26 protein-coding genes and 2 tRNA genes are annotated in these 26,616 nt (G+C 65.1%); 9 read left to right on the top strand and 19 right to left on the bottom strand.

What is annotated here, in order from left to right; translation table 11 throughout:
- Positions 1-98: 98 nt before the first annotated feature.
- Positions 99-2,444, top strand: a complete 2,346-nt coding sequence (locus M2336_RS09890; protein ID WP_264574785.1) for an acetamidase/formamidase family protein — start codon at positions 99-101, stop codon at positions 2,442-2,444.
- Here the strand turns inward: M2336_RS09890 and M2336_RS09885 are convergent.
- The 9 genes from M2336_RS09885 to M2336_RS09845 all read right to left on the bottom strand — a co-directional run bounded on the left by M2336_RS09885 (position 2,434) and on the right by M2336_RS09845 (position 10,419).
- Positions 2,434-3,750: a serine hydrolase domain-containing protein gene (locus tag M2336_RS09885; protein WP_264574784.1), complete on the bottom strand. Its 1,317-nt coding sequence runs from the start codon at positions 3,748-3,750 to the stop codon at positions 2,434-2,436. The genes M2336_RS09890 and M2336_RS09885 overlap by 11 nt on opposite strands.
- The gene (locus M2336_RS09880; RefSeq protein ID WP_264574783.1) at positions 3,750-4,562 is read right to left on the bottom strand and encodes a TauD/TfdA dioxygenase family protein; all 813 of its coding nucleotides are present in this window, start codon (positions 4,560-4,562) and stop codon (positions 3,750-3,752) included. Before M2336_RS09880 ends, M2336_RS09885 begins: the two co-directional genes overlap by 1 nt.
- Positions 4,563-4,640: 78 nt before the next feature.
- Positions 4,641-5,660 carry a helix-turn-helix domain-containing protein gene (locus tag M2336_RS09875; RefSeq protein WP_184117300.1) on the bottom strand — a complete coding sequence of 340 codons (1,020 nt, stop codon included), beginning with the start codon at positions 5,658-5,660 and terminating at the stop codon, positions 4,641-4,643.
- Positions 5,641-6,732, bottom strand: coding sequence for an acetamidase/formamidase family protein (locus M2336_RS09870; protein ID WP_181559146.1), 1,092 nt, complete (start codon positions 6,730-6,732; stop codon positions 5,641-5,643). The genes M2336_RS09875 and M2336_RS09870 overlap by 20 nt, the downstream gene beginning before the upstream one ends.
- A gap of 40 nt (positions 6,733-6,772) precedes the next feature.
- Positions 6,773-7,555: a 4,5-DOPA dioxygenase extradiol gene (ygiD, locus tag M2336_RS09865; RefSeq protein ID WP_264569825.1), complete on the bottom strand. Its 783-nt coding sequence runs from the start codon at positions 7,553-7,555 to the stop codon at positions 6,773-6,775.
- Between the two features lie 200 nt (positions 7,556-7,755).
- Positions 7,756-8,241, bottom strand: a complete 486-nt coding sequence (locus M2336_RS09860; RefSeq protein WP_264592944.1) for a VOC family protein — start codon at positions 8,239-8,241, stop codon at positions 7,756-7,758.
- A gap of 144 nt (positions 8,242-8,385) precedes the next feature.
- On the bottom strand, positions 8,386-9,588 hold the full coding sequence (locus M2336_RS09855) for an aromatic ring-hydroxylating oxygenase subunit alpha (protein WP_264574782.1): 1,203 nt from the start codon (positions 9,586-9,588) through the stop codon (positions 8,386-8,388).
- 315 nt (positions 9,589-9,903) lie between these two features.
- Positions 9,904-9,979: transfer RNA gene (locus M2336_RS09850), tRNA-Ala, on the bottom strand.
- A 110-nt stretch (positions 9,980-10,089) separates the two neighbouring features.
- A complete protein-coding gene (locus M2336_RS09845; protein ID WP_181559142.1) occupies positions 10,090-10,419 on the bottom strand; it encodes a TIGR02300 family protein in 330 nt (109 codons plus the stop codon).
- A 172-nt stretch (positions 10,420-10,591) separates the two neighbouring features.
- Between M2336_RS09845 and aroA the strand changes: the two genes are divergently transcribed.
- From aroA to M2336_RS09810, 7 genes are all read left to right on the top strand, one after another.
- Positions 10,592-11,932 (top strand): 3-phosphoshikimate 1-carboxyvinyltransferase, encoded by a 1,341-nt coding sequence (gene aroA / locus M2336_RS09840; protein ID WP_264574781.1) that lies wholly within the window; start codon positions 10,592-10,594, stop codon positions 11,930-11,932.
- A complete protein-coding gene (locus M2336_RS09835; protein ID WP_264569813.1) occupies positions 11,929-12,558 on the top strand; it encodes a (d)CMP kinase in 630 nt (209 codons plus the stop codon). Before aroA ends, M2336_RS09835 begins: the two co-directional genes overlap by 4 nt.
- 176 nt (positions 12,559-12,734) lie before the next feature.
- Complete coding sequence (gene rpsA, locus M2336_RS09830; RefSeq protein ID WP_181559139.1) at positions 12,735-14,435, top strand: 30S ribosomal protein S1; 1,701 nt, start codon at positions 12,735-12,737, stop codon at positions 14,433-14,435.
- A gap of 213 nt (positions 14,436-14,648) precedes the next feature.
- Complete coding sequence (locus M2336_RS09825; protein ID WP_181559138.1) at positions 14,649-14,933, top strand: integration host factor subunit beta; 285 nt, start codon at positions 14,649-14,651, stop codon at positions 14,931-14,933.
- Positions 14,934-15,098: 165 nt separating this feature from the next.
- Positions 15,099-15,185, top strand: a tRNA-Leu gene (locus M2336_RS09820).
- Positions 15,186-15,301: 116 nt separating this feature from the next.
- Positions 15,302-16,792 (top strand): ABC transporter substrate-binding protein, encoded by a 1,491-nt coding sequence (locus M2336_RS09815; RefSeq protein WP_264574780.1) that lies wholly within the window; start codon positions 15,302-15,304, stop codon positions 16,790-16,792.
- A gap of 77 nt (positions 16,793-16,869) precedes the next feature.
- Complete coding sequence (locus M2336_RS09810; protein WP_264569811.1) at positions 16,870-17,277, top strand: DUF4112 domain-containing protein; 408 nt, start codon at positions 16,870-16,872, stop codon at positions 17,275-17,277.
- A 32-nt stretch (positions 17,278-17,309) separates the two neighbouring features.
- Here M2336_RS09810 and nadC read toward each other — a convergent pair whose 3' ends face one another.
- The 9 genes from nadC to leuD all read right to left on the bottom strand — a co-directional run bounded on the left by nadC (position 17,310) and on the right by leuD (position 24,219).
- Positions 17,310-18,170, bottom strand: a complete 861-nt coding sequence (gene nadC / locus M2336_RS09805; protein ID WP_264574779.1) for a carboxylating nicotinate-nucleotide diphosphorylase — start codon at positions 18,168-18,170, stop codon at positions 17,310-17,312.
- On the bottom strand, positions 18,154-19,467 hold the full coding sequence (locus M2336_RS09800) for a DUF2254 domain-containing protein (protein ID WP_264574778.1): 1,314 nt from the start codon (positions 19,465-19,467) through the stop codon (positions 18,154-18,156). Before M2336_RS09800 ends, nadC begins: the two co-directional genes overlap by 17 nt.
- Positions 19,468-19,483: 16 nt before the next feature.
- Positions 19,484-20,479, bottom strand: coding sequence for a quinolinate synthase NadA (gene nadA / locus M2336_RS09795; RefSeq protein ID WP_264574777.1), 996 nt, complete (start codon positions 20,477-20,479; stop codon positions 19,484-19,486).
- Positions 20,480-20,547: 68 nt separating this feature from the next.
- The gene (locus M2336_RS09790) at positions 20,548-21,312 is read right to left on the bottom strand and encodes a hypothetical protein (RefSeq protein ID WP_264574776.1); all 765 of its coding nucleotides are present in this window, start codon (positions 21,310-21,312) and stop codon (positions 20,548-20,550) included.
- Between the two features lie 66 nt (positions 21,313-21,378).
- Complete coding sequence (locus tag M2336_RS09785; RefSeq protein ID WP_413715967.1) at positions 21,379-22,263, bottom strand: MBL fold metallo-hydrolase; 885 nt, start codon at positions 22,261-22,263, stop codon at positions 21,379-21,381.
- Positions 22,264-22,579: 316 nt separating this feature from the next.
- Entirely contained in the window at positions 22,580-22,909 is a 330-nt protein-coding gene (gene grxD, locus M2336_RS09780) for a Grx4 family monothiol glutaredoxin (protein ID WP_264569806.1), read from the bottom strand.
- A gap of 46 nt (positions 22,910-22,955) precedes the next feature.
- Positions 22,956-23,189, bottom strand: coding sequence for a BolA/IbaG family iron-sulfur metabolism protein (locus M2336_RS09775; protein WP_181559130.1), 234 nt, complete (start codon positions 23,187-23,189; stop codon positions 22,956-22,958).
- Positions 23,190-23,201: 12 nt separating this feature from the next.
- Positions 23,202-23,528 carry a DUF1476 domain-containing protein gene (locus tag M2336_RS09770; protein ID WP_264574774.1) on the bottom strand — a complete coding sequence of 109 codons (327 nt, stop codon included), beginning with the start codon at positions 23,526-23,528 and terminating at the stop codon, positions 23,202-23,204.
- Positions 23,529-23,625: 97 nt separating this feature from the next.
- Positions 23,626-24,219 carry a 3-isopropylmalate dehydratase small subunit gene (gene leuD / locus M2336_RS09765; protein ID WP_264574773.1) on the bottom strand — a complete coding sequence of 198 codons (594 nt, stop codon included), beginning with the start codon at positions 24,217-24,219 and terminating at the stop codon, positions 23,626-23,628.
- A gap of 117 nt (positions 24,220-24,336) precedes the next feature.
- Here leuD and M2336_RS09760 point away from each other — a divergent pair, with 117 nt between their 5' ends.
- Positions 24,337-24,834 (top strand): GNAT family N-acetyltransferase, encoded by a 498-nt coding sequence (locus M2336_RS09760; RefSeq protein WP_264574772.1) that lies wholly within the window; start codon positions 24,337-24,339, stop codon positions 24,832-24,834.
- A 172-nt stretch (positions 24,835-25,006) separates the two neighbouring features.
- On the opposite strand, the gene leuC is transcribed toward M2336_RS09760, so the two are convergent.
- Complete coding sequence (gene leuC / locus M2336_RS09755) at positions 25,007-26,449, bottom strand: 3-isopropylmalate dehydratase large subunit (RefSeq protein WP_264574771.1); 1,443 nt, start codon at positions 26,447-26,449, stop codon at positions 25,007-25,009.
- Positions 26,450-26,616: the final 167 nt, after the last annotated feature.

Below are 26,616 nucleotides of genomic sequence, written 5' to 3'. Positions count from 1 at the left end.
ACAGCCGCCGCGTGATGGATTGACCGGGCTCTCTCAGGCGCGCATCTTGGCGGGCATAAAGACCCGGGAGAGGCGCACCAAAACATAGAGAACCGCCGTTGCGCTCGACTACAAATGCCTACCCCAAGGAGCAGCGACTCAGCGCATGGAGCTTTGCGCTCAAGCGCGTTTCGATCACGCTGGAAGCGGCCGACGAGGCTACGCTCTACGGCGAGCTTATCCAGTTCACCAGCAGCAACGGCATCGTGTTTGTGCGCCTGCTGGCGACCGCTCAGGAATATACCGTTGATTTTCGCGATGAGCCGGGCTGCTTCTGGCTGGCCGTGACGCTCGATGCGCCAAGCGTGGCGCGCAACGCCACCACCAGCTTCACCCTCGATGATGGCCACATGGTCTGCGCGCGCAGCGAAATGCCGATGTCGCTGCAGTTCACCGGCGATCACCGCGTGCTGTTGCTCAAAATTCCGCCGCGCGCGCTCGATCAGCGCCTCAAGGCCTTGCTACCCGAAAAGCCCCGGCACCTTTCCGCCGACAGCGGCCCTGCCCGCCTGCTCTCGACCGTGCTGCGCTCGCTGGCGGACATGGGCAACGACGTGACGGACGAGGAACTGCGCCCGGTGGAACTGGCCCTACCCGAGTTTCTGCTGGCCAGCCTGCTCAACGATGCGCCCGCCCGCGCGCTCGGCGGCGCGGCGGGCATGCGCGCCGCGCTGCTGGAGCGGATCTTCCAGACCATCGAGATGCGCCTCTCGGACCCCAATCTGAATTACCAGCAGGTTGCGGCCGAACATGGCATTTCCCCGCGCTATCTGCAGAAGCTTTTTGAATCGATCGACGACAGCTTTGGCCATTATGTGAAGGTGCGGCGGCTGGAGCGCTGCCGGCTCGACCTGCGCAGCCCGCTCCACGTGCAGAAATCGATCTCGGACATTCTGTTCCAGTGGGGCTTCAACGATTCCGCCTCGTTCAGCCGCGCCTTCCGCGAGCAATATGGCATTTCCCCGCGCGACTATCGCAAGATGCCGGCCGTGGACGAGGCCGACCACGGCCCCGACACCCTGCGGCGCGGCCGTTCCACCGCCAAGCGAGCGGTCAGCGACGAAGCCGCCGTCGCGCCGGTCGAGGAGTTGGAGATCGGCGAGGTGGATTCGGACGGCGCCGAGGCCAACGTCATCCCGGCGATTGGCGATGAAGGCACGGTGCGGCATCATCATCTGCCGGTCAGCCCGCGCACGGTCCATTGGGGCTATTTCAGCTCGGCGATCAAACCGGCGCTGATGGTGCGCTCGGGCGACTTCGTGACGGTGGAGACGCTGACCCACCACGCCAATGACGATCCCGAACGCATGGTCGAGGGCGATCATGGCGCGGAGAGCGTCTATCGCTGGGACGAGACGGGCCGGGCGATCGAGCGCCGCGGCGCCGGTCCGATGAGTGCCAGCGAGTTCGGGCGCGGCCCAGGCGAGGGCTTTGGCGTGCACATCTGCACCGGGCCGATCGCCATTCAGGGCGCGGAGCCGGGCGACATCATTGAGGTGCGCATCCTCAGCCTGGATCCGCGCCGCAGCGGCAATCCCCGCTTTCAGGGTAAGTCCTTCGGCAGCAATGCCGCAACCTTCTGGGGCTTCCATTATAACGATCTGCTCACCGAGCCGAAGAACCGCGAAGTGATCACCATCTACGAGGTTGAATCCGGCGGCGAACGGCGGCCCACGGCTCACGCGGTCTATTCCTATCATTGGACACCGCAGACCGACCCCTCAGGCACCGTCCATGAGCGCTATGATTATCCGGGCGTCCCGGTCGATCCTGAGACGATCGAGCGCAATTATGACATCCTCCAGAATGTCGAAATCCCGATCCGCCCGCATTTCGGCGTCATCGCGCTGGCGCCGGCCCATACCGAGCCGGTCGATACCATTCCGCCCAGCGCCTTTGGCGGCAATATGGATAATTGGCGGACCGGCCCCGGATCGAGCGTGTTCCTGCCTGTGCAGGTCTCGGGCGGACTGCTTTCGCTCGGCGACCCGCACGCCTCGCAGGGCGATTCCGAACTATGCGGCACCGCCATCGAATGCTCGATGACCGCGCTCATTCAGGTGATCCGCCACCCCGCCGGCGAGCTGACCGGCAAGCTGCGCGACCTCGATTACCCCATGATCGAAACCGAGACCGAATGGGTCATCATGGGTTTCAGTCACCCGGATTATCTGAAGGAACTGGGCGAGGACGCGCAGAGTGAAGTCTACAAGCGCGCATCCATCGATGCCGCCATGCGCGACGCGTTCCGCAAGGCGCGGCGCTTCCTGATGACCACCAAGGATCTCTCGGAAGACGAAACCATCTCGCTTCTCTCGGTCGGGGTGGATTTCGGCATCTCACAGGTCGCCAACGGCAATTGGGGCGTCCACGCGATCATTCGCAAGGAACTGTTTACCGCCTGATCGCTGGCTCCTGCTCGGCAAGCACGGCCTGCGCTGCCTGATCGACGAGGCCCCGCAATCTGATCGTGCGATCCACGAAAGCGGGGCCGACCAGCACATTGGTCATCACGATGGCGACCAGATTTCGGCCGGGATGGACGAAGAAATAGCTGTTGGCAGACCCCGACCAGCCACCGGCACCGGCCGGCATCCCGCCGCGCTGCTCGCTGACCGCATCGCCGAGGCCCAGGCCATAGCCGAACAGGACATTCTCGTGCGGCTGCCCGCCGGTCTCCAGCCGGGGCTGGAACATCTGGTCCACCGTCTCGGGCCGAAAGAGGCGCTTGCCCTGCCACGTCCCCCGATTGGCCAGCATCTGCGCGAAGTTCAGATAATCATGCAGTGTGCCGGCCAGCGCGCCGCCGCCGTCGAACGGCCGGGCGGGGTCGCGATATTCGGACGTCGCCGCCGGCTCGATAGCCTGCAGGCCGCCGTCCACCGCCGCATAATTGGTGACGAGCCGTGTGGCGCGCGCATCGTCCATCACGAAGCGCGTGTCGGTCATGTCGAGCGGATCGAAAATGCGGGCTTGCAAGAACGCATCGAGGCCCTGCCCCGTCACCCGCTCGATCAGCGCGCCGAGAATGCCGGTGGAGTTGCCATAAGAGAAGCGCGCGCCGGGCTGATGCAGCAGCGGGGCCTTGGCGAGGCGCCCGATCAGCTCGTCCATCGTTCTGGCTGGCGGCGCATCGTCGGCATTCTGCCCGACCCCGCCAGCGCGCATCACGCCATGGCGGCGATAATATTGCTGCACAGGGCCGTTGCCGGTGAAATTGTAAGTTACTCCGCTGCTATGGGTGAGCAGATCGCCGATGGTCACTGGGCGGTTCAGCGGCTCGGTCACCATCGCATCGAGGCTGCCGCTCTTATAGACCCGCAGATCGGCGAATTCCGGCATGTAGCGGCTGAGCGGCGCATCAATGGCGATCTTGCCTTCTTCCACCAACATCATCACCGCGACGCTCGTAATCGGCTTGGTCATCGAATAGAGCCGGAAGATCGCGTCGGCGGGCAGTGCGCGGTCGGCTTCGAGGTCAAGCTTACCGGTCGAAACGCGAAGCCGCTCCCGCCCGTCCTTGACGATCACGGCCTGCGCATTGGGCAGCTCTCGCGCCTCGACCATGGCCTGCAGCCCCGCACGCAGGGCGGACAGTGCATCGGCCGGCGCGACGGCCTCCGCTGTAGCACCGGCCTTGGCCGCGAGCGGCGTGGCCGTCAGCCAGAGACAGGCCAGCGCACCAGCCGCCAGTCGGGCGGCGGCCCGCATCAGTACGGCCGGTCGCCTGCGATCGTCACCCGATAGCCCGAGCGCGTTTCCGGGAAATAATCCCAGGTCGCGAAATGCTGCGTGCAGCGATTGTCCCAGAAGGCGACCGAATGCGGCTGCCAGCGGAAGCGGACCTGGAAATTCGGGTTCTTCACATGCTCGGTGAGGAAGCGCAGCACCGCATCGCCTTCCTCCTCGGACAGACCGTTGATCTTGATCGTCTTCGACTTGCTGATGAACAGGCATTTGCGCTTGGTCACCGGGTGGGTGCGGACGACAGGATGCGTGTTGCGTGGGTAGACCTTGTCCACATCTGGGAACAGCTCGCGATAGATGTGGTTGGAATCATGGACCGCCGTCAGAGGTTCCAGAAAAGCCTGCATGGCCGGCGACAGCGCATCATAGGCGGCATACATGCTCGACCACAGCGTATCGCCGCCCGTGGGGGGCACGGTGTGCATGTAGAGGATGCTGCCCATGGGCGGTTCGGCATCTTCGCTCAGGTCCGAATGCCAGTCCTCGCCGGCGATGAACTTGCTGTTCGCATCCGCATGGATCGCCACGATCTCGGGATGTTCGGCAAGGCCGGACACACCGCTGTGCAGCGCCAGCTCGCCGAAATAGCGGCCCAGGCGCTTGTGATTGTCGTGCTCCAGATTCTGGTCGCGGAAGAACAGCACCTGATGCTCCATCAGGGCGTCATGCAGCTCGCTGACGACCTTGTTGCCGAGCGGGGCGTTCAGATCGACCCCGAACACTTCGGCACCGATCCGCCGGGTGACGGGGCGGATATCAAGAACATCATAGGACATGGCGAACAACCTCGACTGGAACGTAACCCTTGGCATGTGGGCTGCGCGATCATGCGCCAGCGGCGCACACACGTCTTGTCAGCCCGCGAAAGCTCGATTGTCCGGCAGCGCCTGCCGCGCATTGGCGCGGGTCTGGCGCGGCGCCTCCTCGAAGCGCTCGCGATAGGCCCGGCTGAAATGCGCCGACTGGTTGAAACCCCAGCGGAAGGCGATCTCGGAAATGCTCAATTGCGCGTGAAGTGGATTGACGAGATCGGCCCGCGCGCGCTCAAGGCGGCGCCCCTTCACATAGCCGGTCACCGTCTGCCCTGAGCGCGCGAAGAGCTGCTGGATATAGCGCACCGACACGCCCTCGCTGCGCGCAACGGACTGCACCGAGAGGTCCGCGTCGGTCAGATTGGTTTCGATCGTGCGACAGATCCGCTCGAACTGTCGAGCGCGGTGCGCGGCGGCACCGCCCTTGGCCTCCACGCCGCCGGCATGGGCGATCACCGGCACGAGCAATTCGATCAGCGCCGTCTCAAGCGGCGCGAATTCGCGGGCGCGCCCTTGCGAGAGCGAGTCGGCGGCGCTGCGCAGCAGCGCCAGCAGCGCATGGGCCACCAGACTGTCCGGCTGGATGACTCCGATGCGCCGCGCCAGCGGTGCCAGCATCCGCGCATCGATGGCAACGCTGGGGATGCGAACGAAGAACTGGCGAAATTGCGTCTTGAACCGCAACGCGGCGTCCACGCCCGTCGCGCCGTAGATGAGGCAGTCGCCGGTGAGCGGCATCACGCCTTCATGCGTCTCCAGCGAGGCTTCGCCATCGATGAGCAGACCCAACCACAGGCCGGGCGCGGCCCCCGGCGTGCGACCCGCGATGGTGAGGGCGCCGCCCGTCACCACCGCGAATTCAAAGCCCATCGGCGAGGTGATGGCGAGCACCGACCCGCCTGCCTCTGCCGTATTGGGAAACGGCATTTGCAGGCGCTGCATGGCGGCGGCCCAGGCCGGGGCGCGCTCCGCCGCCGGCAGCGACGCGACGTCGAAGGACCAGGCGTCCGGACTGGAGACTGCCTCCCCCGGCCGGGCCGGATCAGCGGGGATCGCGGACACTGCCCTTGTTCGGGAACATGCCACGGTCGATCCGCACATGAATGCCCTGCGTGCCATCGACGACCTGCGTCACGCCGAAGTCGGCACCGACACTCATCAGCGAATAGGCGTCCGTCCGCGACAGGCCCTGATGTTCGGAGAGCAGTTCGATCATGTCCATGGCGGCATTCTTCATCGCTGCATCGAGATCATCGCCAAAGCCGTGGACGATCCAGTGATTGGGCGTTTCCAGCAGCGGCGATGGGAACTTGAAATCCTTACGCAGGATGATCTGGAACAGCACGTCGAGCGAGGCTTCGATGGCCGTGCCGCTGATCTCGCCATCGCCCTGGCTGACATGCGGATCGCCGATGGAGAACAGGCCGCCCTTGACCTGCACCGGATAATACATTCGGGCATTGGCGCCGATCCGCCAGTTATCGATATTGCCGCCATGCAGGCCCGGCGGAATGGTGCTGACCGGCGCATCGACCGCAGGCGCGACGCCGGCGGTGCCGAGATGCGGGCGGGCGGGGATTGTCACGCCGGGCAGCGCCGGTTGCCGGTCGCAATGCGGGCAGTTGGTGATGCGGCCAGGCGTCGTGTAAACCCCCTCGACATCATAGGCGTAAAGCGCGGTGGCAGTGTTGGCGTTCGGGTCCAGCTCGTAGATCGTCACGCGCTCGGTCTCGCCGAACTCCTTGTAGAGATGCCCCCAGTTCGCCTGCAGGTTGGAGCCGTAATTGAAGCGCGGGGTCATCTGGAAATAGCGCACTTCCAGCATGTCGCCGGGCTCTGCGCCCTCGACATAGATCGGCCCGGTCATGATGTGACAGCCCGGTGCGCGCGTGCTGGGATCGACCTCGGTAAAGATGCGCTGGATGTGCTCGTCGAACATCAGCTCGGGATCATCGCCGGCGTGGTGCGTCACCGCCTGCGCCTGGATGAGATCGCCGCTCTTGACGGTCAGCGCTGGTTTCAGTTCCGGTGAGAAGAAGCCCCAGTGCACGGTCTCAGGCGTCGCCCGCAAATAGTGCAGCGCTCCGGGCTGCGTTTCGCTCCGTCGCATTCCATGATTGCAGATCAGCGCCATAATTCCCCTGCTCGTCAGTCAGTGTTGGGTTTGTGGAGGCTCAGGAAGCCCCGATGAGGATGCTCGTCATGCCGAGCGACTTGTGATGGATGAAATTGGGGTGCAGCTGCGCTTCCTCACCCGGATGACGCGCACCCAGCACATAGAGCAGCGGCCAGAAATGGTCGGGCGTCGGCACCGACAGGCGGGCATCGTCGCCCAGCGCCGCGAAATCGATGACCGTCTGCGGGCGATCCGCGACCACGGCGTCCAGCATCGTGCTGTTGAACCGGTCGGCCCACGGATAGGGCTCGGCATCCGGGTTGTTCCAGTCCATCGCCGGCAGATTGTGGACGATGTTGCCGGTGCCCATGATGAGCACGCCCTCGTCGCGCAGTGGGCGGAGCATCTGGCCGATCTTCCAGTGCTGCTCGGGCGTGGCATTCACGTCCATGCCCAGCTGCACGACAGGAATATCGGCCTCGGGATAAGCGTGGACGAGCACCGTCCAGGTGCCATGATCCAGGCCCCAATTGGCATCCATATGGACCGGCACGGGATCGAGCAGTTCGGCCACACGCCGCGCCAGGGCGGGGTCGCCGGGCGCCGGATATTGCATGTCGAACAGGGCCTGCGGGAAGGCGCCGAAATCATGGATGGTGCGGGGCTGCGCCATCGCCGTCACGGCCGTGCCGCGTGTCAGCCAGTGCGCCGAGATGCACAGGATCGCCTTGGGCTTGCCGATGCTCTGTGCGATGCCCTGCCAGGCCTGCGTGGTGCTGCTCTGCTCGAGCGCTACCATGGGGCTGCCATGACCAAAGAAGATCAGCGGCAGGCGGCTCATTGTGCGGCTCCTGTTGCGCAGGCGCGCCTTGCGGACAGACAGGGTTGAACTTGTAGGCTCATGGTCGCTTTTGCCTCATGCTTGCCGCTCGGGCCGTTGCATTGGATGACTGGAGGCTATGGGAAGGGTTGCGGCCCGGTCTTGCAGATTGGCGCACAACATGTTGTTCCGCCAACCCGCCAGCGGGCCGCGCGCACCCCTCATTCCTTGGTGAACGTCTCGGGAATCTGCGGATTTTCGCCCGCCTTGCCCCACAGCAGGATCTCATTGCCCCAGGGGTCGACAAAGCAGTGGTTATAGCCGTTGAACTCGGCCCAATAATGGTCGCGCCACAGCAGCGTTGCGCCCAGTTCCTGCGCCGTCACCAGGATTCGATCCGCCGAATCATCGTCGCTGATCAACACCCAGATGCGCGGCTTGCGGCCATCGCTGGCGATATGGCGCGGCGCGACGCCTGCCGGGTCGGGATGCGGGCGCATATTGTCGACCTTGGCGATGCCCATGTGGAGATTGCCGATCTCGCTGTCCGTCCCGTCCTTCTTCTTGAAGAAGCCGCCCGGCACCATGCGGTGATAGACGCCCATCGGGCGGGGATCATTCTCCCAGCCGAACACCTGCGCGTAGAATTCACCGGCAGCATTGGGATCGTCGGCGGGAATATCGAAAAAAATAAGCGAATTGGTCATCATCACCTCTGACTGGACACAAGCCTTTCGGCCGCCGCGCCAGTTAGGCAGCGCGGCGGACGCGAAGCTGTGTCTCCTGCGAACAATGTTTTGATTTCGGGCCTCAGCCCGTCGCGGCGAGGCCCTGCCCCGCCGCCGGAGAGATCAGGAGGTTGCGTGCAACCGCGTGACCGGCGCCGAGGGGCCGCGACGACGGTCCCACTCCTGCTGGTAGCGGTCGACCAGCCACACATTGAGCTGGCGCTGCGCATCTTCCTGCCAGCTGTAGCGCCCGCGCGGGGCGAAGCGGGACGAGAGCCCCTGCTGCACCAGCAGATCGACATGCAGGTCCTGCGCGACAATATCCGCCGTATGCTCGTCATTGATCCGGCGCTTTTCCTCGAACTCCGGGTCCTCGAAGGCGCTGGGATGATAGAGGCTGCCGAAGGTCAGGCCGTGCGTGGTCGGCGAGCGCGCATCCATGATGAGGTAGATCACCACATCGTTGAGCACGACCAGCGACAGCGTCGGCGGCAGGTTCACGAACAGCAGCCGGCTCTGCTCCTCCTCGGTCAGCTTGGGGAAGACCGGCAGCAGCGCCTTCTCGGTGGGGTTGAAGCTCGCATTGGGGTGCGTGGAGCCGTTGAGGCGATAATAGCCCGCCGTCTCGCGCGGCACTTCGGGGAAGCTCGCCAGCGAACTCGGCACGAAATCGTGCAGCCCCTGATGGAGCCGGCTGGCATGATAGCCATCATTGTTATTCTCGAACTGGACCTTCCAGTTCCACGGATATTCGTGGGACAGCGGCTCGGGGCCGCGCAGGCTGGCAAACTCGTAATTCGCCACGACCGGTTCGATCGGCCCCATGCGCGAGGCCAGCGATTCCGCTTCGGAATCGAAATTGACGAAGATGAAGCCGTGCCACAGCTCCACCTTGAGCTTGGGCAGATTATACTGCGCCTTGTCGAAATTGCAGGTGCGGCCCATCGCCGGCGCGCCGACCAGCTTGCCGTCCAGATCATAGGACCAGTGGTGATAGGGGCAGGTAAAACCGCGCGTGTTGCCCTTGCCTTCCGCCACCAGCATGGCGCGGTGCTGGCACACGGCGGACATGGCCTTGATCTCCCCGTCCCGCCCGCGCGAAATGATGATCGGCTCATTGGCGTGGCTGGTCGTGAAGAAATCCCCGACTTCCGCGATCCACTCGTCCCGCCCGACGCAGAGCCATTCGCGATAAAACAGCGCGTCCTTCTCGAACTCGTAGAACTCCTGACTCGTGTAGATCTCCGGCGGCAGCGTCTCCGCCTCTTCCGTGGGCTTCACAGAGGAGGCAAAGCTGTCGAAGAACTTGTCGGTCAGAAGAGTCATGTCACATCCTCGCAATTGGCGTCCATGCCGCGCCGCGCGTCCAGTCCCGACCCTCGGCCAGAACCGCCATGCAGCGCGAAGCACCCCAGGCTGAAAAGATGTGTACCAACCGCCGCCCCGACTGGCTTTGCGCCGGGCGACCAACTTTTTGTCGAGAGAGGCAGGGTGGACCGGGTGGCGCGAAGCTGCGCGGGTTGGCCGGTCGCCGTCAATAAGAGAGGTTGGGGTGCATTCCGGACGCGGCGCTGGCCCGACGCCGCGCATTCACGACGGGGCACGCTCTGAAGCGCTTAACATGTCTGCGATAAGGGGAAATGGTGGAGCCGAGGGGGATCGAACCCCTGACCTCTACACTGCCAGTGTAGCGCTCTCCCAGCTGAGCTACGGCCCCGATCATTGCAGCGGCGACGGGTGGGTCCGTCGCGGCGAGGCGCTGCCTTTAGGTCAGGCTCTGCCTCGCTGCAAGTCCATTTTTTATGGCGCGCGATCTTTCCTGCGCGCTCAGTTTTCTTCGTCGTTATCGTCGCCGGCGTCGACGCCGAGATCGTCATCGCCGCCGAGATCGACGTCGTTGTCGGGCGAGCCTTCGGCCTCATCGACGTCGATGTCGATGTCCAGATCATCGTCTGCCGTGCTTTCCGTATCCGCACCGGCCGCGACCTTCTGCGGCGCTTCCTCGAAGGGCAGCGGCTGCTTGGACTTGAGCACAGGCTCGGGCGTCCAGACATTGCCGCATTCGATGCATGTCACGGGCTCATCCTTGCCCAGATCATAGAAGCGCGTTGCGCATTTGGGGCAGGTCCGCTTCGATCCCCATTCAGGCTTCACCATGTGCCGCCTCATCCTTCCAGAGAGTAATAGCCAAGTGCGCGGACAGGCAGGCCTGCCGCGAAGTGTGGGGCGCCTTGCCATAGCGGGCGGGCACTGTCAAAAGCAGTTCGCCATTTTTATTGCCCGCCCTCCTGCTCCGCGCAGCGACGGCCATTTTTCGGACCTGATTTTCATGACTGACATTGCGCGCAACATGCTCTTCGAGCCTGGCGCTCCGCTGCGCGGCACGGTGACCGTGCCCGGCGACAAGAGCATTTCCCACCGATCCCTGATGCTGGCCGCGCTGGCGGTGGGCGAAAGCCGCGTCTCCGGCCTGCTGGAGGGCGAGGACGTGCTGGCGACGGCGGCGGCGATGCGCGCGCTCGGCGCGCAGATCACGCGCGGCGAGGATGGCGTGTGGCGCATTCATGGCGTCGGCGTCGGCAGCCTAACGCAGCCCGCGACCGCACTCGACATGGGCAATAGCGGCACCTCGACCCGTCTGCTGATGGGCCTGCTGGCAAGCCATGACCTCACCGCCACCTTCATCGGCGATGCCTCGCTCAGCAAGCGCCCGATGAGCCGCGTGACCACGCCGCTCGGGCTGATGGGCGCCGAATTCACGACTGCGCCGGGCGGTCGCCTGCCTCTCACCATGCGGGGGATCACGCCGGCCGTGCCGATCGAGTACCGGCTTCCGGTCGCCTCGGCGCAGGTCAAATCGGCGGTGCTGCTCGCCGGACTCAACACGCCGGGGATCACCCGCGTCATCGAGCCGGTGCCAACACGCGACCATAGCGAGCGGATGCTGCGCGGTTTTGGGGTGGATCTGACCGTAGAGACCCAGGCCGATGGTACGCGGATCATCTCGCTCACCGGTGAGGCCGAACTCAAGCCACAGACGCTGGTGGTGCCGGGCGACCCCTCCTCTGCCGCCTTCCCCGTGGTCGCGGCGCTGATCACGCCGGGGTCGGACATCACCGTCACCAATGTCGGCATGAACCCCACCCGCACCGGCCTGTTCGCCATGCTGCAGGCGATGGGCGCGGACCTAACACTGACCAACCAGCGCGAAGTCGGTGGCGAGCCGGTCGCGGATATCCTCGCGCGCCACAGCACGCTCACAGGCATCGACGTGCCACCCGAGGTCGCGCCGAGCATGATCGACGAATTCCCGATCTTCTTCGTCGCGGCAGCCTGCGCACAGGGCACCACCCGCACCACCGGGCTGGACGAGTTACGCGTAAAGGAATCGGACCGACTCGCCCTGATGGCGCAGGGCCTCGCCCGTCTCGGCGTGTCAGTGGAGGAGACACCCGACGGCCTCATCATCCACGGACGCGGTGGCGAGCCGCTGGACGGGGGCAATGAACCGCCGACGATCGGCGCCGATCTCGATCACCGCATTGCGATGAGCTTCGCGGTCGCCGGTCATCACACGCGCGGCGGCCTCATCATCGACGATATGAGCCCGGTCGCAACGAGCTTCCCCGGCTTCACCGACATGCTGGCCACGCTCAAGGGCGCGGCATGATCATTGCCGTCGATGGTCCCGCCGCGTCCGGCAAAGGCACGATCGCGCGGGCGCTGGCCCGGCATTATGGCCTGCCCCATCTCGACACGGGCCTGCTGTATCGCGCCGTCGGCGTGACGGTCGCGCGGCAGGGCGGCGATGCCGACAATCCGGCCGATGCCGCAGCGGCCTGCGCTTTTCCGGATAGCCTGCTCGCCGATCCGGCGCTGCGGTCGGAGGAAGCCGGCCCCCTTGCCAGCCGCGTCTCGCGTCACCCGCAGGTGCGCGCGGCGCTGCTGGAGCGGCAGCGTGCCTTCGCCGCACAGCCGGGCGGCGCGGTACTCGACGGGCGCGATATCGGCACGGTGATCGCGCCGGATGCCGACGCCAAATTGTTCGTCACCGCCAGCCTTGCGGTGCGCGCGCAGCGCCGCCATGCGGAGCTCACCGCCCATGGCCATCCCGTCGCGCTGGAGGCTCTCTCCGCCGACCTCGCCGAGCGTGACGCGCGGGACATGCAGCGCGCCGATGCGCCCCTGAAGCAGGCCCAAGATGCGGACTTGCTGGATACCAGCAATTTGAGTATAGACGCCGCCGTTCAGCATGCGATCGCGCTGGTGGACGCTCGCCTGAAGAGTCGCCATTAGACGGCTTGGATGAGGCGCTTCGCGTTGCGAGGCGCCCTTTTGCTTTTCCCAAAGCACGAGTGATCGCCTTCGCGCCGCCTGGTGAATGCCCGGCCGGCATGAGGTCGTTCGGGCAGTTTGGCCAAAGACCACCGGAGACAACCGGTTGGCCAGCAACGACTTGAAGGAACTCTTACATGGCCTCTCAGGCAAACCCGACGCGCGATGATTTTGCCGCGCTTCTCAATGAATCTCTTGGTGGTGCAGACGGCGGCTTCGAAGGCCGCGTGGTCAAGGGCACCGTCACCGGCATCGAAAACGACCTCGCCGTCATCGACGTGGGCCTCAAGAGCGAAGGCCGCGTGCCGCTGCGCGAGTTCGCCATGCCCGGCCAGAAGGCCGATCTGAAGGTTGGCGACGAAGTCGAAGTCTATGTCGACCGTGTCGAGAACAGCAATGGCGAGGCCATGCTCTCGCGCGACCGCGCCCGCCGCGAAGCCGCGTGGGACAAGCTGGAATCCGAATTCGCCGAGAGCGCCCGCGTTGAGGGTGTCATCTTCGGCCGCGTCAAGGGCGGCTTCACCGTCGATCTCGACGGCGCCGTGGCCTTCCTGCCTGGCAGCCAGGTCGACATCCGCCCCGTGCGCGACGTTACCCCGCTCATGGACATTCCGCAGCCCTTCCAGATCCTCAAGATGGATCGTCGTCGTGGCAACATCGTCGTGTCGCGTCGGGCGATCCTGGAAGAGACCCGCGCCGAGCAGCGCAGCGGCCTCATCCAGACGCTGAGCGAAGGCCAGATCATCGAGGGCGTGGTCAAGAACATCACCGATTACGGTGCGTTCGTTGATCTGGGCGGCATCGACGGCCTGCTGCACGTCACGGACCTGAGCTACAAGCGGATCAACCACCCGAGCGAGATGATCAACATCGGCGACACGGTGAAGGTGCAGATCATCCGCATCAACCGCGACACGCAGCGCATCAGCCTCGGCATGAAGCAGCTCGAGAGCGATCCGTGGGAAGGCGCATCGGCCAAGTACCCGATCGGCGCCAAGCTCTCCGGCCGCGTCACGAACATCACCGAATATGGTGCGTTCGTCGAGCTGGAGCCCGGCATCGAGGGTCTGGTCCACGTTTCGGAAATGTCCTGGACCAAGAAGAACGTCCACCCCGGCAAGATCGTTTCGACGAGCCAGGAAGTGGAAGTTCTGGTGCTCGAGGTTGATGCCGAGAAGCGTCGCATCAGCCTTGGCCTCAAGCAGGCCCAGTCCAACCCCTGGGAGAGCTTTGCCGAGCGTCACCCGGTCGGCAGCCAGGTCGAGGGCGAAGTCAAGAACGCCACCGAGTTCGGCCTGTTCATCGGCCTGGACGGCGACGTCGACGGCATGGTCCACATGTCCGACATCGCGTGGGGCATCTCCGGCGAGGACGCGCTCAATCTGCACCGCAAGGGCGAGACCGTTCAGGCCATCGTGCTTGACGTGGACGTCGAGAAGGAGCGCATCAGCCTCGGCATGAAGCAGCTCGAAAAGGGCGCGCCGGCAGCTGGCGCGGTGCGTGGCACCGGCCTCAACAAGAACGAGACCGTGACCGTGACCGTTCTGGAAGTCCGCGACGGCGGCCTGGAGGTTCAGGCTGGCGACGACGGCGTCACCGGCTTCATCAAGCGCAGCGACCTTGGCCGCGACCGCGACGAGCAGCGCCCCGAGCGCTTCCAGGTCGGCCAGAAGTTCGACGCGCTGGTGATCGGTTTCGACCGTTCCAAGAAGCCGAACTTCTCGGTCAAGGCGCTCCAGATCGCCGAAGAGAAGCAGGCTGTCGCGCAGTACGGTTCGTCCGACAGCGGCGCGTCGCTGGGCGACATTCTGGGCGAGGCGCTCAAGGCGAAGAATTGATCGCCGGGGCTTTTCCCACCCTCTAATAATTGCGGCAGTGGGCCGGTCGAGCAATCGGCCGGCCCACTCCGTTTGCGGCGTTCTGCGGGGATTTTTCTTGATTGCACGCTGATGTTGGCGCATCGCGCGAGTCACGGAAAACGCAACGAAGGGGGACTCGGGGCACTTCCGGATTATGGGGGACGGCTTCGGCCTTTTCGGAAAGTAGCAGAGATGATTCGTTCTCAGCTCGTTCAAAAGCTTGCGCTTCTTCATCCTGACCTCAGCGGGCAGGAAGTCGATCGCATCGTGGATATCGTTTTCGACTCGATCACTGCGCGCCTGGCCGAAGGGGGCCGGGTAGAACTGCGCGGATTCGGTGCTTTCACCACCCGCGCCCGAGACGGCCGCACGGGGCGCAATCCCCGCACCGGCGATTCGGTGGTGGTGCCGCCCAAGCGCGTGCCGCACTTCAAGCCCGGTAAGGAAATGCGCATTCGCCTGAATGCCGGCGACTGAGCACCCTCACCTGAGCCTTTGACAATCCGGCAGCCCGGCCATGCGGCAGCGCATCGGCCGGGTTGCGGGCGTTCTGCGCACGGCATGTCCTTCACCCGGCGCTTGATAAGGGCTGGAACCGTCCTGCCGTGCATGGCATGGGCGTTCGCGCATCCCCATGTGCTTGCGGACGTGGCGAAATCGGTAGACGCAGCAGACTTAAAATCTGCTTCTCATCTGAGAGTGCGGGTTCAAGTCCCGCCGTCCGCACCATAGCGAATGCGATGGCGCCCCATTCAAGCTCAGCCATGGTTGGACGAATCGCGTCGGCAGGCTACGGCCTCCCTGTAACGTCGATGGATTCTTGTCCGAACAGGGAGTGAAAGGCGATGGGCACCCGCCCCGCGCGAACCTGGGTCCGCCCCCTCCTGGCATTGGCCGTGCTCGCCATGGCGGGATGCAACAGCCCGCGCGATAACCGCACCGTTCGGGTGGACGTGATCGGCCAGAGCGAGGCGCTCGCCCAGCCGCTGCGCCACGGCAATGCACCGGCAGCCCGGCTGATCCTCGCCTCGACCGCACAAGGGCTGCTCAGCTTCGACGCGCGCGGCGACATTGTCGGCGCGCTGGCGGAAAGCTGGATCGTCGAGGATGGCGGCCAGAGCTACATCTTCCGGCTGAAGCGGCTGCACTGGGCGGACGGCAAGCCGGTCCATGCCGATGAGGTCGCCCGACTGCTGCGTGAGCGGATGCGCGCCAATCCGCTGTTGCTGGCGGGCCTTACCCCCGATGTGCGCGCGATGACCGACCGGGTCATCGAAATAAGGCTCGACATGAGCCTCCCCGCCTTCCTGCAATTGCTCGCCCAGCCGGACCTTGCGGTAATGACCCGCTCGGGCGACGGCACCGGCCCCTATCGCCGCGAGCCGGCGGCCAAGGGTGGACCGGTCGTGCTGGCGCCCGCGACTGCCGCCAGCGAGGAGCCCACCGAGGGCGAGCCCGAGAGCGAAGCCGCGCCCCCGGTCGAGCGACGGGAAGTGCGCGCCGAGCGCGCGTCGCTGGCTCTCGTTCGCTTCCGCGCTCGCCATACCGATCTCGTGCTGGGCGGGCGCTTCCAGCACCTCCCCTTGATCGCCGCGGCCGGCCTCAACATGGCTGACGCGCAGGTCGACCCGGTCGAGGGCCTGTTCGGCCTCGCCTTTACGAGCACCTCGTCCTTCTTGGCAGACGCACCGGTGCGCGACGCGCTCGCGCGCCTTGTCGACCGGGACAAGCTCGCCGAGGTTCTGGGCCTGCCGGGCTGGCGGACCGCCACCTACCCGCTCCCGGCCTCTTACGAACTGAACCGCCTGCCGAGCGCACCGGCATGGTCCGGCCGCTCGCGCGAGGAGCGCGTCGAATCCGCCCGGCGGATCATCGACCGCTGGCGGGCGGACAAGGGCGATCCGCCGGTTCTACGGATCGCCTTGCCGGACGGATCAGGCGCCTCCGTGCTGTTCCTGCGCCTGGTTCAGGACTTTGGACAGGCCGGATTGCAACTCGATCGCGTGGCCATCGATCAGCCCGCCGATCTGCGGCTGATCGACGAGGTCGCGCCCTTCGACAGCGCGTTCTGGTATCTCGCGCGCCTCGATTGTTCGGCCGGGCTCCTGTGCGATCCGCGCGTGGCCAGCCGCCTCGCCGAGGCCCGCAAGAACCAGAATGACGAGGAGCGCGCTCAATTGCTGGCAGAAGCCGAGGAAGCGACGGTGGCGTTCAGCGGGTTCATTCCGCTCGGTCGCCCCATCCGCTGGTCGCTCGTCGGGCAGCGGCTCACCAACTTCAAACCCTCCTCGCGCGGGGTTCATCCATTGAATGCGCTGATCACCGTCCCCAACTAATCCTTCGCGCTGCCAGCAAGGCAGCCTGCAAAGGAACGTGAATGGCCCGGGCGAGACCGCATAACGCCGCTGAAGAGATGGCGAGACAGTTTGAGAGCCTCGCCGGTTCGCGGCTTGGCCGCGATCCTCATGCGGTGCGGCGGCGCATCGAGATGATGGAGCAGGTGCTCGAAAATGCGATGGTCGTCCCCGGAACGCGCATCCGCGTCGGGCTAGACGCCATGCTCGGCATCATTCCCATCGTCGGCGATCTTCTCGCAGCGGCCATGGGCGCATGGATTGTATGGGAGGCCCGTAATCTCGGGATGCCGCGCTGGCAGTTGCTACGGATGAGCGGCAATGTCGCCTTCGACACCGCAATCGGCGCGGTTCCGCTGGTCGGCGATGCCTTCGACGTCATGTTCCGCTCGAACACGCGCAACCTGCGGATCATCCGCAAGCATCTCGACAAGCACCATCCCCAGACAGCGATTATCGAAGGCTAAACAAGCAGGCGTTGTTCGTCGGCGCCGTGAGCCTAAATGTTGCTGAAATCGAGGCCGATATCCGCCGCTGGCGCCGATTGGGTCAACCTCCCGACGCTGACATAATCGACGCCGGTGCTGGCGATGGCGCGGATGGTCTCCAGGGTAACCCCGCCAGAGGCCTCCGTGGGCACGCGCTTTCCAACCAGCGTGACAGCCCCGCGCAGAACGCCCGGCGACATGTTATCCAGCAGCAGATGGGTCGCCCCGGCCGCGATGGCCGGCTCGATCTGGTCGATCCGGTCGACCTCCACGATTACCTCGGCAATCCCGGCGGCAACCGCGCGACGGACGGCCTCTTCCACCGAACCGGCGACGGCCACATGATTGTCCTTGATCATCGCCGCGTCCCACAGGCCCATGCGATGATTTTTCGCGCCGCCCGTGCGCGTGGCATATTTCTCCAGCACGCGCAGGCCGGGGATCGTCTTGCGGGTATCGAGCAGCGTCGCTCCGGTGCCGGCAATGCGGTCCACATAAGCCCGCGTCATCGTGGCGATGCCGGTCAAGTGCTGCACCGTGTTGAGCGCCGACCGCTCCGCCGTGAGCATCCCGCGTGCGCGGCCCTTCAGGCGCATCAGGTCGGTGCCGGCGGGCACCTGATCACCATCCGCGACGAGCAGCGTGATCTCGACATCGGGATCGAGCGCACGGAAGAAGGCTTCGGCCAACGGCAGGCCCGCAACCGTCACCGCGTCACGACTGTCCATCACGCCGCTGAACACCGCATCGGCGGGAATGACGCTCTGCGACGTCACATCCCGCCCGCCCCCATTGACCGGACCATCAAGGTCCTCGGCGAGGGTGGCGGCGACGAAGGCGTCGAGGTCGAAGCGGTCAAGTGTGAAGGGCATGATGCGCTCGCTTTTTCATCGCCGCCTCGAAAGCGCAAGAGCGTTCCTCAAGCTCGGCGAGGGAGGGACCGGCCAGCGCGATCCGCGCCTGCGCCATCAACCGCTCACCTTCCAGCCGCAGCGCCTCCCGCCGGGGCTGCGAGGCGAGGCCGGCGGAAATACCCAGCAGACAATCGAGAAACTGCGCCGCGGCAATAGGGCTGGTCGCGGCGGCCGAGCGCAGGGAGCCGAAACCGCGCCGCAGGAAATGATCGAAATCGTCATTGAGCGGAATGACACGCTGCCAGTCTTCTTCTCCCTCTCCCGGCCTGCTGCGCAGATCGCGCCGGGCAAGTTCGCTCATCGAAGCGCCGAGCCAGTGCATCGCCGTCACCGCCGTGAAGGGATCGTTGATGCCCGGCGACAAGGCGCGCAAGCCGATCTCGACCAGCTCGTCGATCAGAAATTCGATGTCCTGCGCCGGAGACCGAAATCCAGCGAGGGAGAAACAGTCCCGCAACTGCTCGGCCATCTCATCATCCACATGACAGCCGTGGACGGACATCAGGCCAATCTCGGGATGCACAAAATCGCCGGGACGCAGGCGCATGACCACGCGGCATTTGTGCTCGCGGGCAACGTCAGCCAGGCCTGAGAAATCGACGATCTGGATATAGCCGCTGCCCGTCGCCGGCACGATCTGCCCGTCGGACAACGCCATCATCTCCACCTCGTCGCCCTCTTTCGGAAAGCGCTGGCGCACTTCCTTGGTGAGGCGCCGTCCGATCTCCTCAAGCACGGAATTGATGCGGATGCTGGCCGGCACATGATTGAGGAAGAAAACCAGCACGCCGATGGAAATCAGCATCAGGCCGGTCGCGATGACCAGCGAGAGTTGCGGCACGAACCCCACGTCGACACTGGATTCCGCCGCCTCCCGGACAACCCGCAGCACCATGACGGCATAGACGAACGTGCCGATGAACGTCGCCAGCGAGAGCTGGTTGCCGCGATCTTCCATGAAATTGATGAGCAGGCGCGGGCCGTAATTACCCGAGGCATAGACCACGGCGGCTATGGTGATCGAGAAAACGGTCGACGCCACGCCGATCATCGATCCGGCAATCACGTTGAGGACATTGCGCGCCCCCTCCGGCCGCGCAGCATCCACGAACTTGACGAGATGGGCGGCCTGCCCCGAGCGATCGATGGCGATGGTGACGATCGCCAGCGCGAGGGCGAGCATCGTGAACAGCGCCGGATAGAACCAATAGCTCGCGTTAACGTTCAGCCAGAGCGAGCGCAGGCGGACGATCACCGGGGCGGCTCCCCGCTCACCGTGCTCCCACGTCGCCCTGCCCGACCGTATCGCTGGCAAGATCCAGCATGCGATCGAGGCTCTTCTTCGCGGCCACCCGCAGGCTCTCGTCCATCTCGATGCGCGGCTGGAGATCGCGGAGCGCGATGTAGAGCTTTTCCAGCGTGTTGAGCGCCATATAGGGGCAGACGTTGCAGTTGCAGTTGCCGTCCGCACCCGGCGCGCCGACGAAGCTCTTTTCGGGGATCGCCTTTTCCATCTGGTGGATGATGTGCGGCTCGGTCGCGACGATCAGCGTGTCGCCCGGCATGTCCTTGGCATATTGCAGGATGCCGCTGGTCGAGCCGACATAATCGGCATGATCGATGATAGCCGGCGGGCATTCGGGGTGGGCCGCAACCGGCGCGCCGGGGTGCATAGCCTTGAGCTTGAGCAACTCGGTCTCGCTGAAGCTCTCATGCACGATGCACACGCCCGGCCAGAGCAGCATCTCACGCCCCAGCTTGCGCGAGAGATAGCCACCCAGATGCTTGTCCGGCCCGAAGATGATCTTCTGGTCCTTGGGGAGCTTGCTCAGGATTTTCTCGGCAGATGAGCTCGTGACGATGATGTCGCTGAGCGCCTTCACCTCCGCCGAGCAATTGATGTAGCTGAGCGCGATATGATCGGGATGGGCCTCGCGGAAGGCCTTGAACTGCGCGGGCGGGCAGCTGTCTTCCAGGCTGCAGCCGGCGTCCATGTCCGGCAGGATCACGATCTTCTCGGGGCTGAGGATCTTCGCCGTCTCGGCCATGAAGCGCACACCGCAAAATGCGATCACGTCCGCATCCGTCTCCGCCGCCTTGCGGGACAGCTCCAGGCTGTCGCCCACAAAGTCGGCCAGGTCCTGGATCTGCGGCTTCTGGTAATAGTGCGCGAGGATGACCGCGTTGCGCTCCTTGCGCAGGCGATTGATCTCCTCCAGCAGGTCCAGCCCCGCAAGACTTCCGCCGATCCCGCCGCGTGCATCCATCACCGAATCTCCTTTGTCATGCGGCGGAGATGGCCACGAAGCGCCCGTCGATCAACCTCTAACCGCGCTCAGGGGAAGAAGGCCCGCATATCGCGCATCGCGCCGGGTGTCCCGGCGACCATATCGCGCGTGATGGCAAGGCCCATCGGGCTGTAGGCGATGGCATCGGCCATGAGCTGGCTGCCGATCAGGATACCCGCTCCCCACAGCCATGCAGCGTGGACCCGCCCTTTGCGCCGCCAGTCCCAGACCATGCCAACCAGGATGAACACCATGGGCGCCACGACAGCCGCGACCCACCAGCCCCAGGGGATGAGGAACGGCATCGGCAGCAGTCGCCCGAAGCCGGGGCCGGTCAGCCCGGCCATGGCGCCGCACATCAGCCGCCGGTGCCAGTCGGGACGCGCGCGCATGACGAGCGCCGCACCCACGGTGAGCGCGAAAGCCAGCAGGCCGATGCTGTTGCCGAAGAGAAATTCGTTGGTATCGAAGAATGGAGGACCACCGATTGCGCGCACCGAATGACGCGTCACCGCCAGACCCAGCACGACCATGACCGGCACCCAGAGCAGCGCGAGCACACCAAGTCGCCTATGCAGGCGCACCGAGCCGCCCGCCGCCAGAAAGGATTGGGTGATGAAAAGAACCAGCCAGCCGAAGAAAACCAGCGCATGGACATGAAGCAGGAGCGGCGCGGCGAAGGTCGAGCGGCCGGCGGCGACATTGAATGAGAAGCCCGCCACAATGACAAAGGCCATCGCCAGCGCCAATTTGAGGAAGAAGCTGCGCTCGCGCTCGATCTCGGATCTGATGCCTGAAGCAAGTGTTGCCATGACGGTCCCCCCACCGTTGCCTGGACGGCAGGGAAGCTGATCCTGTTCGCGCGTCCCGTCAAGCGCCTAGATCAACACCCTCGCCCAGACCCCGTCCGCTCTATCCTCTACCAGCCCCCGCCGTTGCAGATCGATGAGATGGGCCAGCACGGATCGGCCCGCGGCGCCATGCAGGCGCGGATTGAGGCCGACATACATGCTTGCGACGAAATCCGGGATGGTGACAGCGCCCTGCCGCTCCAGAATGCGCAGGATCTGCCCTTCCCGCATCCGCCGATGCCCCAGCATGCCGCGTGCGAAGCGCTGGGGCTGCGTCACCGGTTCGCCATGGGCGGGATAATAGACGCTGTCCGAGCGGGCGACCAAACGCTCCAGCGAGGCGAGATAATCGCTCATGTCGCCATCGGGCGGCGAGACGACGCTCGTAGACCAGCTCATCACATGATCCCCGGTGAACAGCGCCGCTTCCTCTTCCAGTGCGTAGCACAGATGATTGGAGGTGTGGCCGGGCGTCGCCAGCGCCGTCAAAGTCCAGCCCGTGCCCACGATTTGCTCGCCCTCCGCCAGCACCCTGTCGGGACTGTAGTCGGGGTCGAACGCCGCATCGGCGCGCGGCCCGTCATCTTCCAGCGTCAGCGGCGCGCAGCCGATGATCGGCGCGCCAATGCGCTGTGCCAGCGGCCGCGCCGCCGGACTGTGATCGCGATGGGTGTGGGTGCAGGCGATAGCAATGACGGGGCGACCGGCAATCGCAGCTTCCAGTGCATCCAAATGGGCGGGATCATCCGGGCCGGGATCGATTACGGCAAGGTCGCTGTTGCCCACCAGATAGGTCTGCGTCCCCTCAAAAGTGAAGGGCGAGGGATTGGGTGCCAGCACCCGCTGCACCAGCGGCGACAGGCGCATGACCCGGCCGGTGTCGGCGGCGAGACTGGGGGCAGCAGGCATCATCTCTTCCATGTGTCACGGCCGCCGCCGATTGCAAGGCGCAAGCGGAAATGCGGGCGAAACTGTCGGAGCGCTTTACAGGTCGCAACCTCTTGCCCCGCCCTTAACCAGCGTCGCAGCCCGCTTCCCTCACCCGGAGAAACTGGCACGGCGCTTGCTCTTCTTGTCGACACACCCGCTTTGGGGGACGGGCACCCGGTCTTCTTGCCTGTCCCCCAATCCTTTTGTCTCCCAATCCCTCCGAACTCCGGCGCCCGAACGCAAAACGGGCGCCGGGCTTTTTGCCCCGCGCCCGCTTGAAGAACCAAATGGAATCCGATCAGGCGGCGATGACGCCCTGCTCTGTGAGAAGCTGCTTGAGCTCGCCCGCCTCGTACATTTCCATCATGATGTCCGACCCGCCAAGGAACTCGCCCTTTACGTAAAGCTGGGGGATGGTCGGCCAGTCGGAAAAGCTCTTGATGCCCTGGCGGATCTCCTGATCCTGCAGCACATCCACGCTCTCGAAGGGTGCGCCGAGCCGTTCCAGAATGGCAATGGCGCGACTGGAGAACCCGCATTGCGGGAACAAGGGCGTGCCTTTCATGAAGAGCACGACATCGTTCTTGCCGACGATATCGGCGATGCGGGCGTGGACGGGGTCGGTCATGTCTGGTCTCCGGGCAGCAGTGCGGCGCGATGCCGGCGCTGCGCTATCAGTTGGGAACGGCCGTGGTCAGTTGCAAGGCGTGAAGCTCTCCGCCCATGCGACCGCCCAGCGCGGCATAGACGGCACGCTGCTGGGCAATGCGATTCATCCCCCGAAAACTCTCGGAGGTGACCCGCGCCGCATAATGGTCGCCGTCGCCGGCCAGATCGGTGATCTCCACCGTCGCATCCGGGAAAGCCGCGAGGATCATCGCCTCGATATCGCCAGCCGCCATGGGCATGTCAAAAGCCCCTCAATTCTCTTCCTGCATGAACTGGCGACGCGCCTCGGCGGCCTTGTCGCTCAGCGCCGTGCGCACGCGCTGCTCGTCCATATCCACACCGGCTGATACCAGATCGCCCATCACCTTGCGGATCACGTCCTCATCGCCGGCTTCCTCGAAGTCCGCCTGCACGACCGCCTTGGCATAGGCATCGGTCTCTTCCTTGGTCAGCCCCATCAGGCCGGCCGCCCACTCGCCCAGCAGGCGATTGCGCCGGGCCGCGACCCGGAACGCGAGTTCCTGATCCATGGCGAACTTGGTCTCGAACGCCTTCTCGCGATCGTCGAATGAACTCATGAAAGACGCACCTTCATCTGGAGGTAACTGAATAGAGGTTCTACTTAGGAAGCAGGCGCTCCCTTGGCAACGCGCGGGACACCCCGCCGCGTCGAATTCAAGCGGCCGCCGGCACCAGCCAGGGCCGCGTCTGCGCATCGCGCGCTTCGAACGTACCGATGGTATCGCCCTGCGCCATCGTCAGGCCGATCTCGTCGAGGCCGCCCAGCAGGCAGCTCTTGCGGAACGGGTCGATTTCGAAGGTGAAGCGGTCCTGAAATGGCGTCGTCACCGACTGGTTCTCAAGGTCGATGCTGATCGGATCGGTCTTGGCGACCTCCAGCAGCCGGTCGACCGCGTCCTGCGGCAACACGACGGTCAGGATGCCGTTCTTGAAGGCGTTGCCCGAGAAAATATCAGAGAAGCTGGGCGCGATGACGGCCCGCACGCCCATGTCGATCAGCGCCCAGGCGGCATGTTCGCGGCTCGACCCACAGCCGAAATTGTCGCCCGCCACGATGATAGGCGCGCCGGCATAGCGCGGGTCGTCGAACACATTGCCGGGCTCCTTGCGCAGCGCCTCGAACGCGCCTTTGCCGAGGCCCGTGCGGCTGATGGTCTTGAGCCATTCGGCCGGAATGATGATGTCGGTATCGACATTCTTCAGGCCGAAGGGATAGGCGCGACCTTCAACGGTGGTGACGGGTTCCATGCTGGTCCTGCTGATGACGGGCTGTTTGACCGGTCAAGTGGCGGATGTGCGCGCTTGCGTCAAGATGCCGACCCGATATGCAGGCGGCCGACAGCGATGTGCGGAGGAGGTGAGGCAATGGCAACAAGCGGCACATGGCGCCCGATGCGCGCCCGTGACATGGCGGCAGTCAAGGCGATCTCCGATGCGGTCCATGGCCGCTATACAGAGGATGAAGCGATCTACGCCGAGCGCCTCAGCCTGCATCCGGCGGGCTGTTTCGTCTTCGAGGACGCCGGGCGCGTGCTCGGCTATCTTATCGCCCACCCTTGGGAAGCGGACAGCGTGCCCGCCTTCAACGCGCCGCTGGGGGCCATTCCCGAGAACCCTAGCAGCTATTATCTGCACGATCTTGCCCTGCTGCCCGACGCGCGCGGCAGTGGCGCCGGGCGCACTGCGCTGGCGCTAGTCGTTGCGCAGGCGCGTCGCGAGGGTGTTGATGAAATCTGGCTGACGGCCGTCAACGGCGCAGACAGCTATTGGGCCGCGCAAGGCTTCGAGGTGATCGAAGCGCCGGATCCTGCCGGGTATGACGAAGCCTGTTACCGCATGAAGATGCGCGTACCCAAGGCATGACAGCGCGCACTGAGAAGTCCACGCCCGTCTAACGCCGCACTCACGCTCAGCGTGCGGCTGGCTTTTCCGCCTTTGCGGGCACAGCGGCGGACTGGCCGAGGCCCATGGCCATGGCGGCGCTGCCGAGAGCACCGGCGACCAAAATCCAGAAAATGACTTTCATTGCGTCCCCTTACGCTGGTTCGGGCACCATTAGTTCGCGAACGTCCGCAAGTCGACCCCTGATCGCGGCGGCGGCGGCCATCACCGGCGAGACGAGATGGGTGCGCGCACCCGGCCCCTGCCGGCCCATGAAGTTGCGATTGCTGGTGGAGGCGCAACGCTCTCCGCTCGGCACGCGATCCGGGTTCATGCCCAGACACATGGAGCAGCCCGGCTCGCGCCACTCGAACCCGGCCTCGATGAAGATGCGATCCAGCCCCTCGGCCTCGGCCTGATGCTTGACCAGCCCGGAGCCGGGCACGATCAGCGCCTGCTTGATGCCGTCGGCAACCTTGCGGCCCTTGAGCACCGACGCGGCCGCGCGCAGATCCTCGATGCGGCTGTTGGTGCAGCTGCCGATGAAGATATGCTCGACCGGCACGTCTTCCATGCGCTGACCAGCGGTGAGGCCCATATAGGCGAGCGACTTGGCCGCAGCTTCCCGCTTGGAGGGGTCCTCAAAGCTCTCCGGATCGGGCACGACGCCGGTGATCGGTACCACGTCCTCGGGGCTGGTGCCCCAGGTGACGGTCGGCGCGATCTCGCTCGCCTCCAGCCGCACATGCTTGTCGAACACCGCGCCTTCGTCCGTGACCAGCGTGCGCCAATAGGCGACGGCGCGATCCCAATCGGCACCCTGCGGCGCCATCGGGCGGCCCTTGATGTATTCGAACGTCTTCTCGTCCGGCGCAAAGAGCCCCGAGCGCGCGCCACCCTCGATCGCCATGTTGGCGACGGTCAGCCGGCTCTCGACGCTCATGGCGCGGAAGGTCGAGCCGCGGAATTCCATGACATGGCCGGTGCCGCCGGCGGTGCCGATGCGGCCGATGACGGCGAGGATCACGTCCTTGGCGGTGACGCCATAGCCCAGTTCGCCCTCGACCTCGATGGCGAGCGTCTTGCTCGGCTTGAGCAGCAGCGTCTGCGTGGCCAGCACATGCTCGACCTCGCTGGTGCCGATGCCGAAGGCCAGAGCGCCCAGCGCGCCGTGCGCGGCCGTGTGGCTATCCCCGCAGACCAGAGTCATGCCGGGCAGCGTGAAGCCCTGCTCGGGGCCGACGACATGGACGATGCCCTGATTGATGTCCGTCGCGCCGAAATAGCGGATGCCGAACTCGGGCGCATTGCGCTCCAGCGCGGCGAGCTGCTGCGCGCTCTCCTTGTTGACGATGGGGATGCGGTTGCCCTGCGCATCCACCCGCGCCGTGGTCGGCACGTTATGATCCGGCACGGCCAGCGTGAGATCGGGACGGCGCACTTTGCGGCCAGCCAGACGAAGGCCCTCGAACGCTTGCGGGCTGGTCACTTCATGGACGAGGTGGCGGTCGATATAGACAAGGCACGTGCCATCGTCGCGCTTCTCGACGACGTGCGCGTCCCAGATCTTCTCATAAAGGGTGCGGGCCTGGGTCATAATGGGGCTGCCCTACATCTGTCGCGGTCGGGGGGGAAGCCCCTATATCGGGCGCTCGAAGTCCGTTTCAATGCCGCGCGCGGCGCTCCTCCTCTCGTCGCCCCGGACTTGATCCGGGGTCCCGCTGCCTTGGTGCACGATCGCTGAATAAGAAGCGAGATCCCGGA

This window comes from Sphingobium sp. B1D7B (assembly GCF_025961965.1).
Lineage (GTDB): Bacteria > Pseudomonadota > Alphaproteobacteria > Sphingomonadales > Sphingomonadaceae > Sphingobium.
This window is presented reverse-complemented; position numbering and strand designations above follow the sequence as displayed.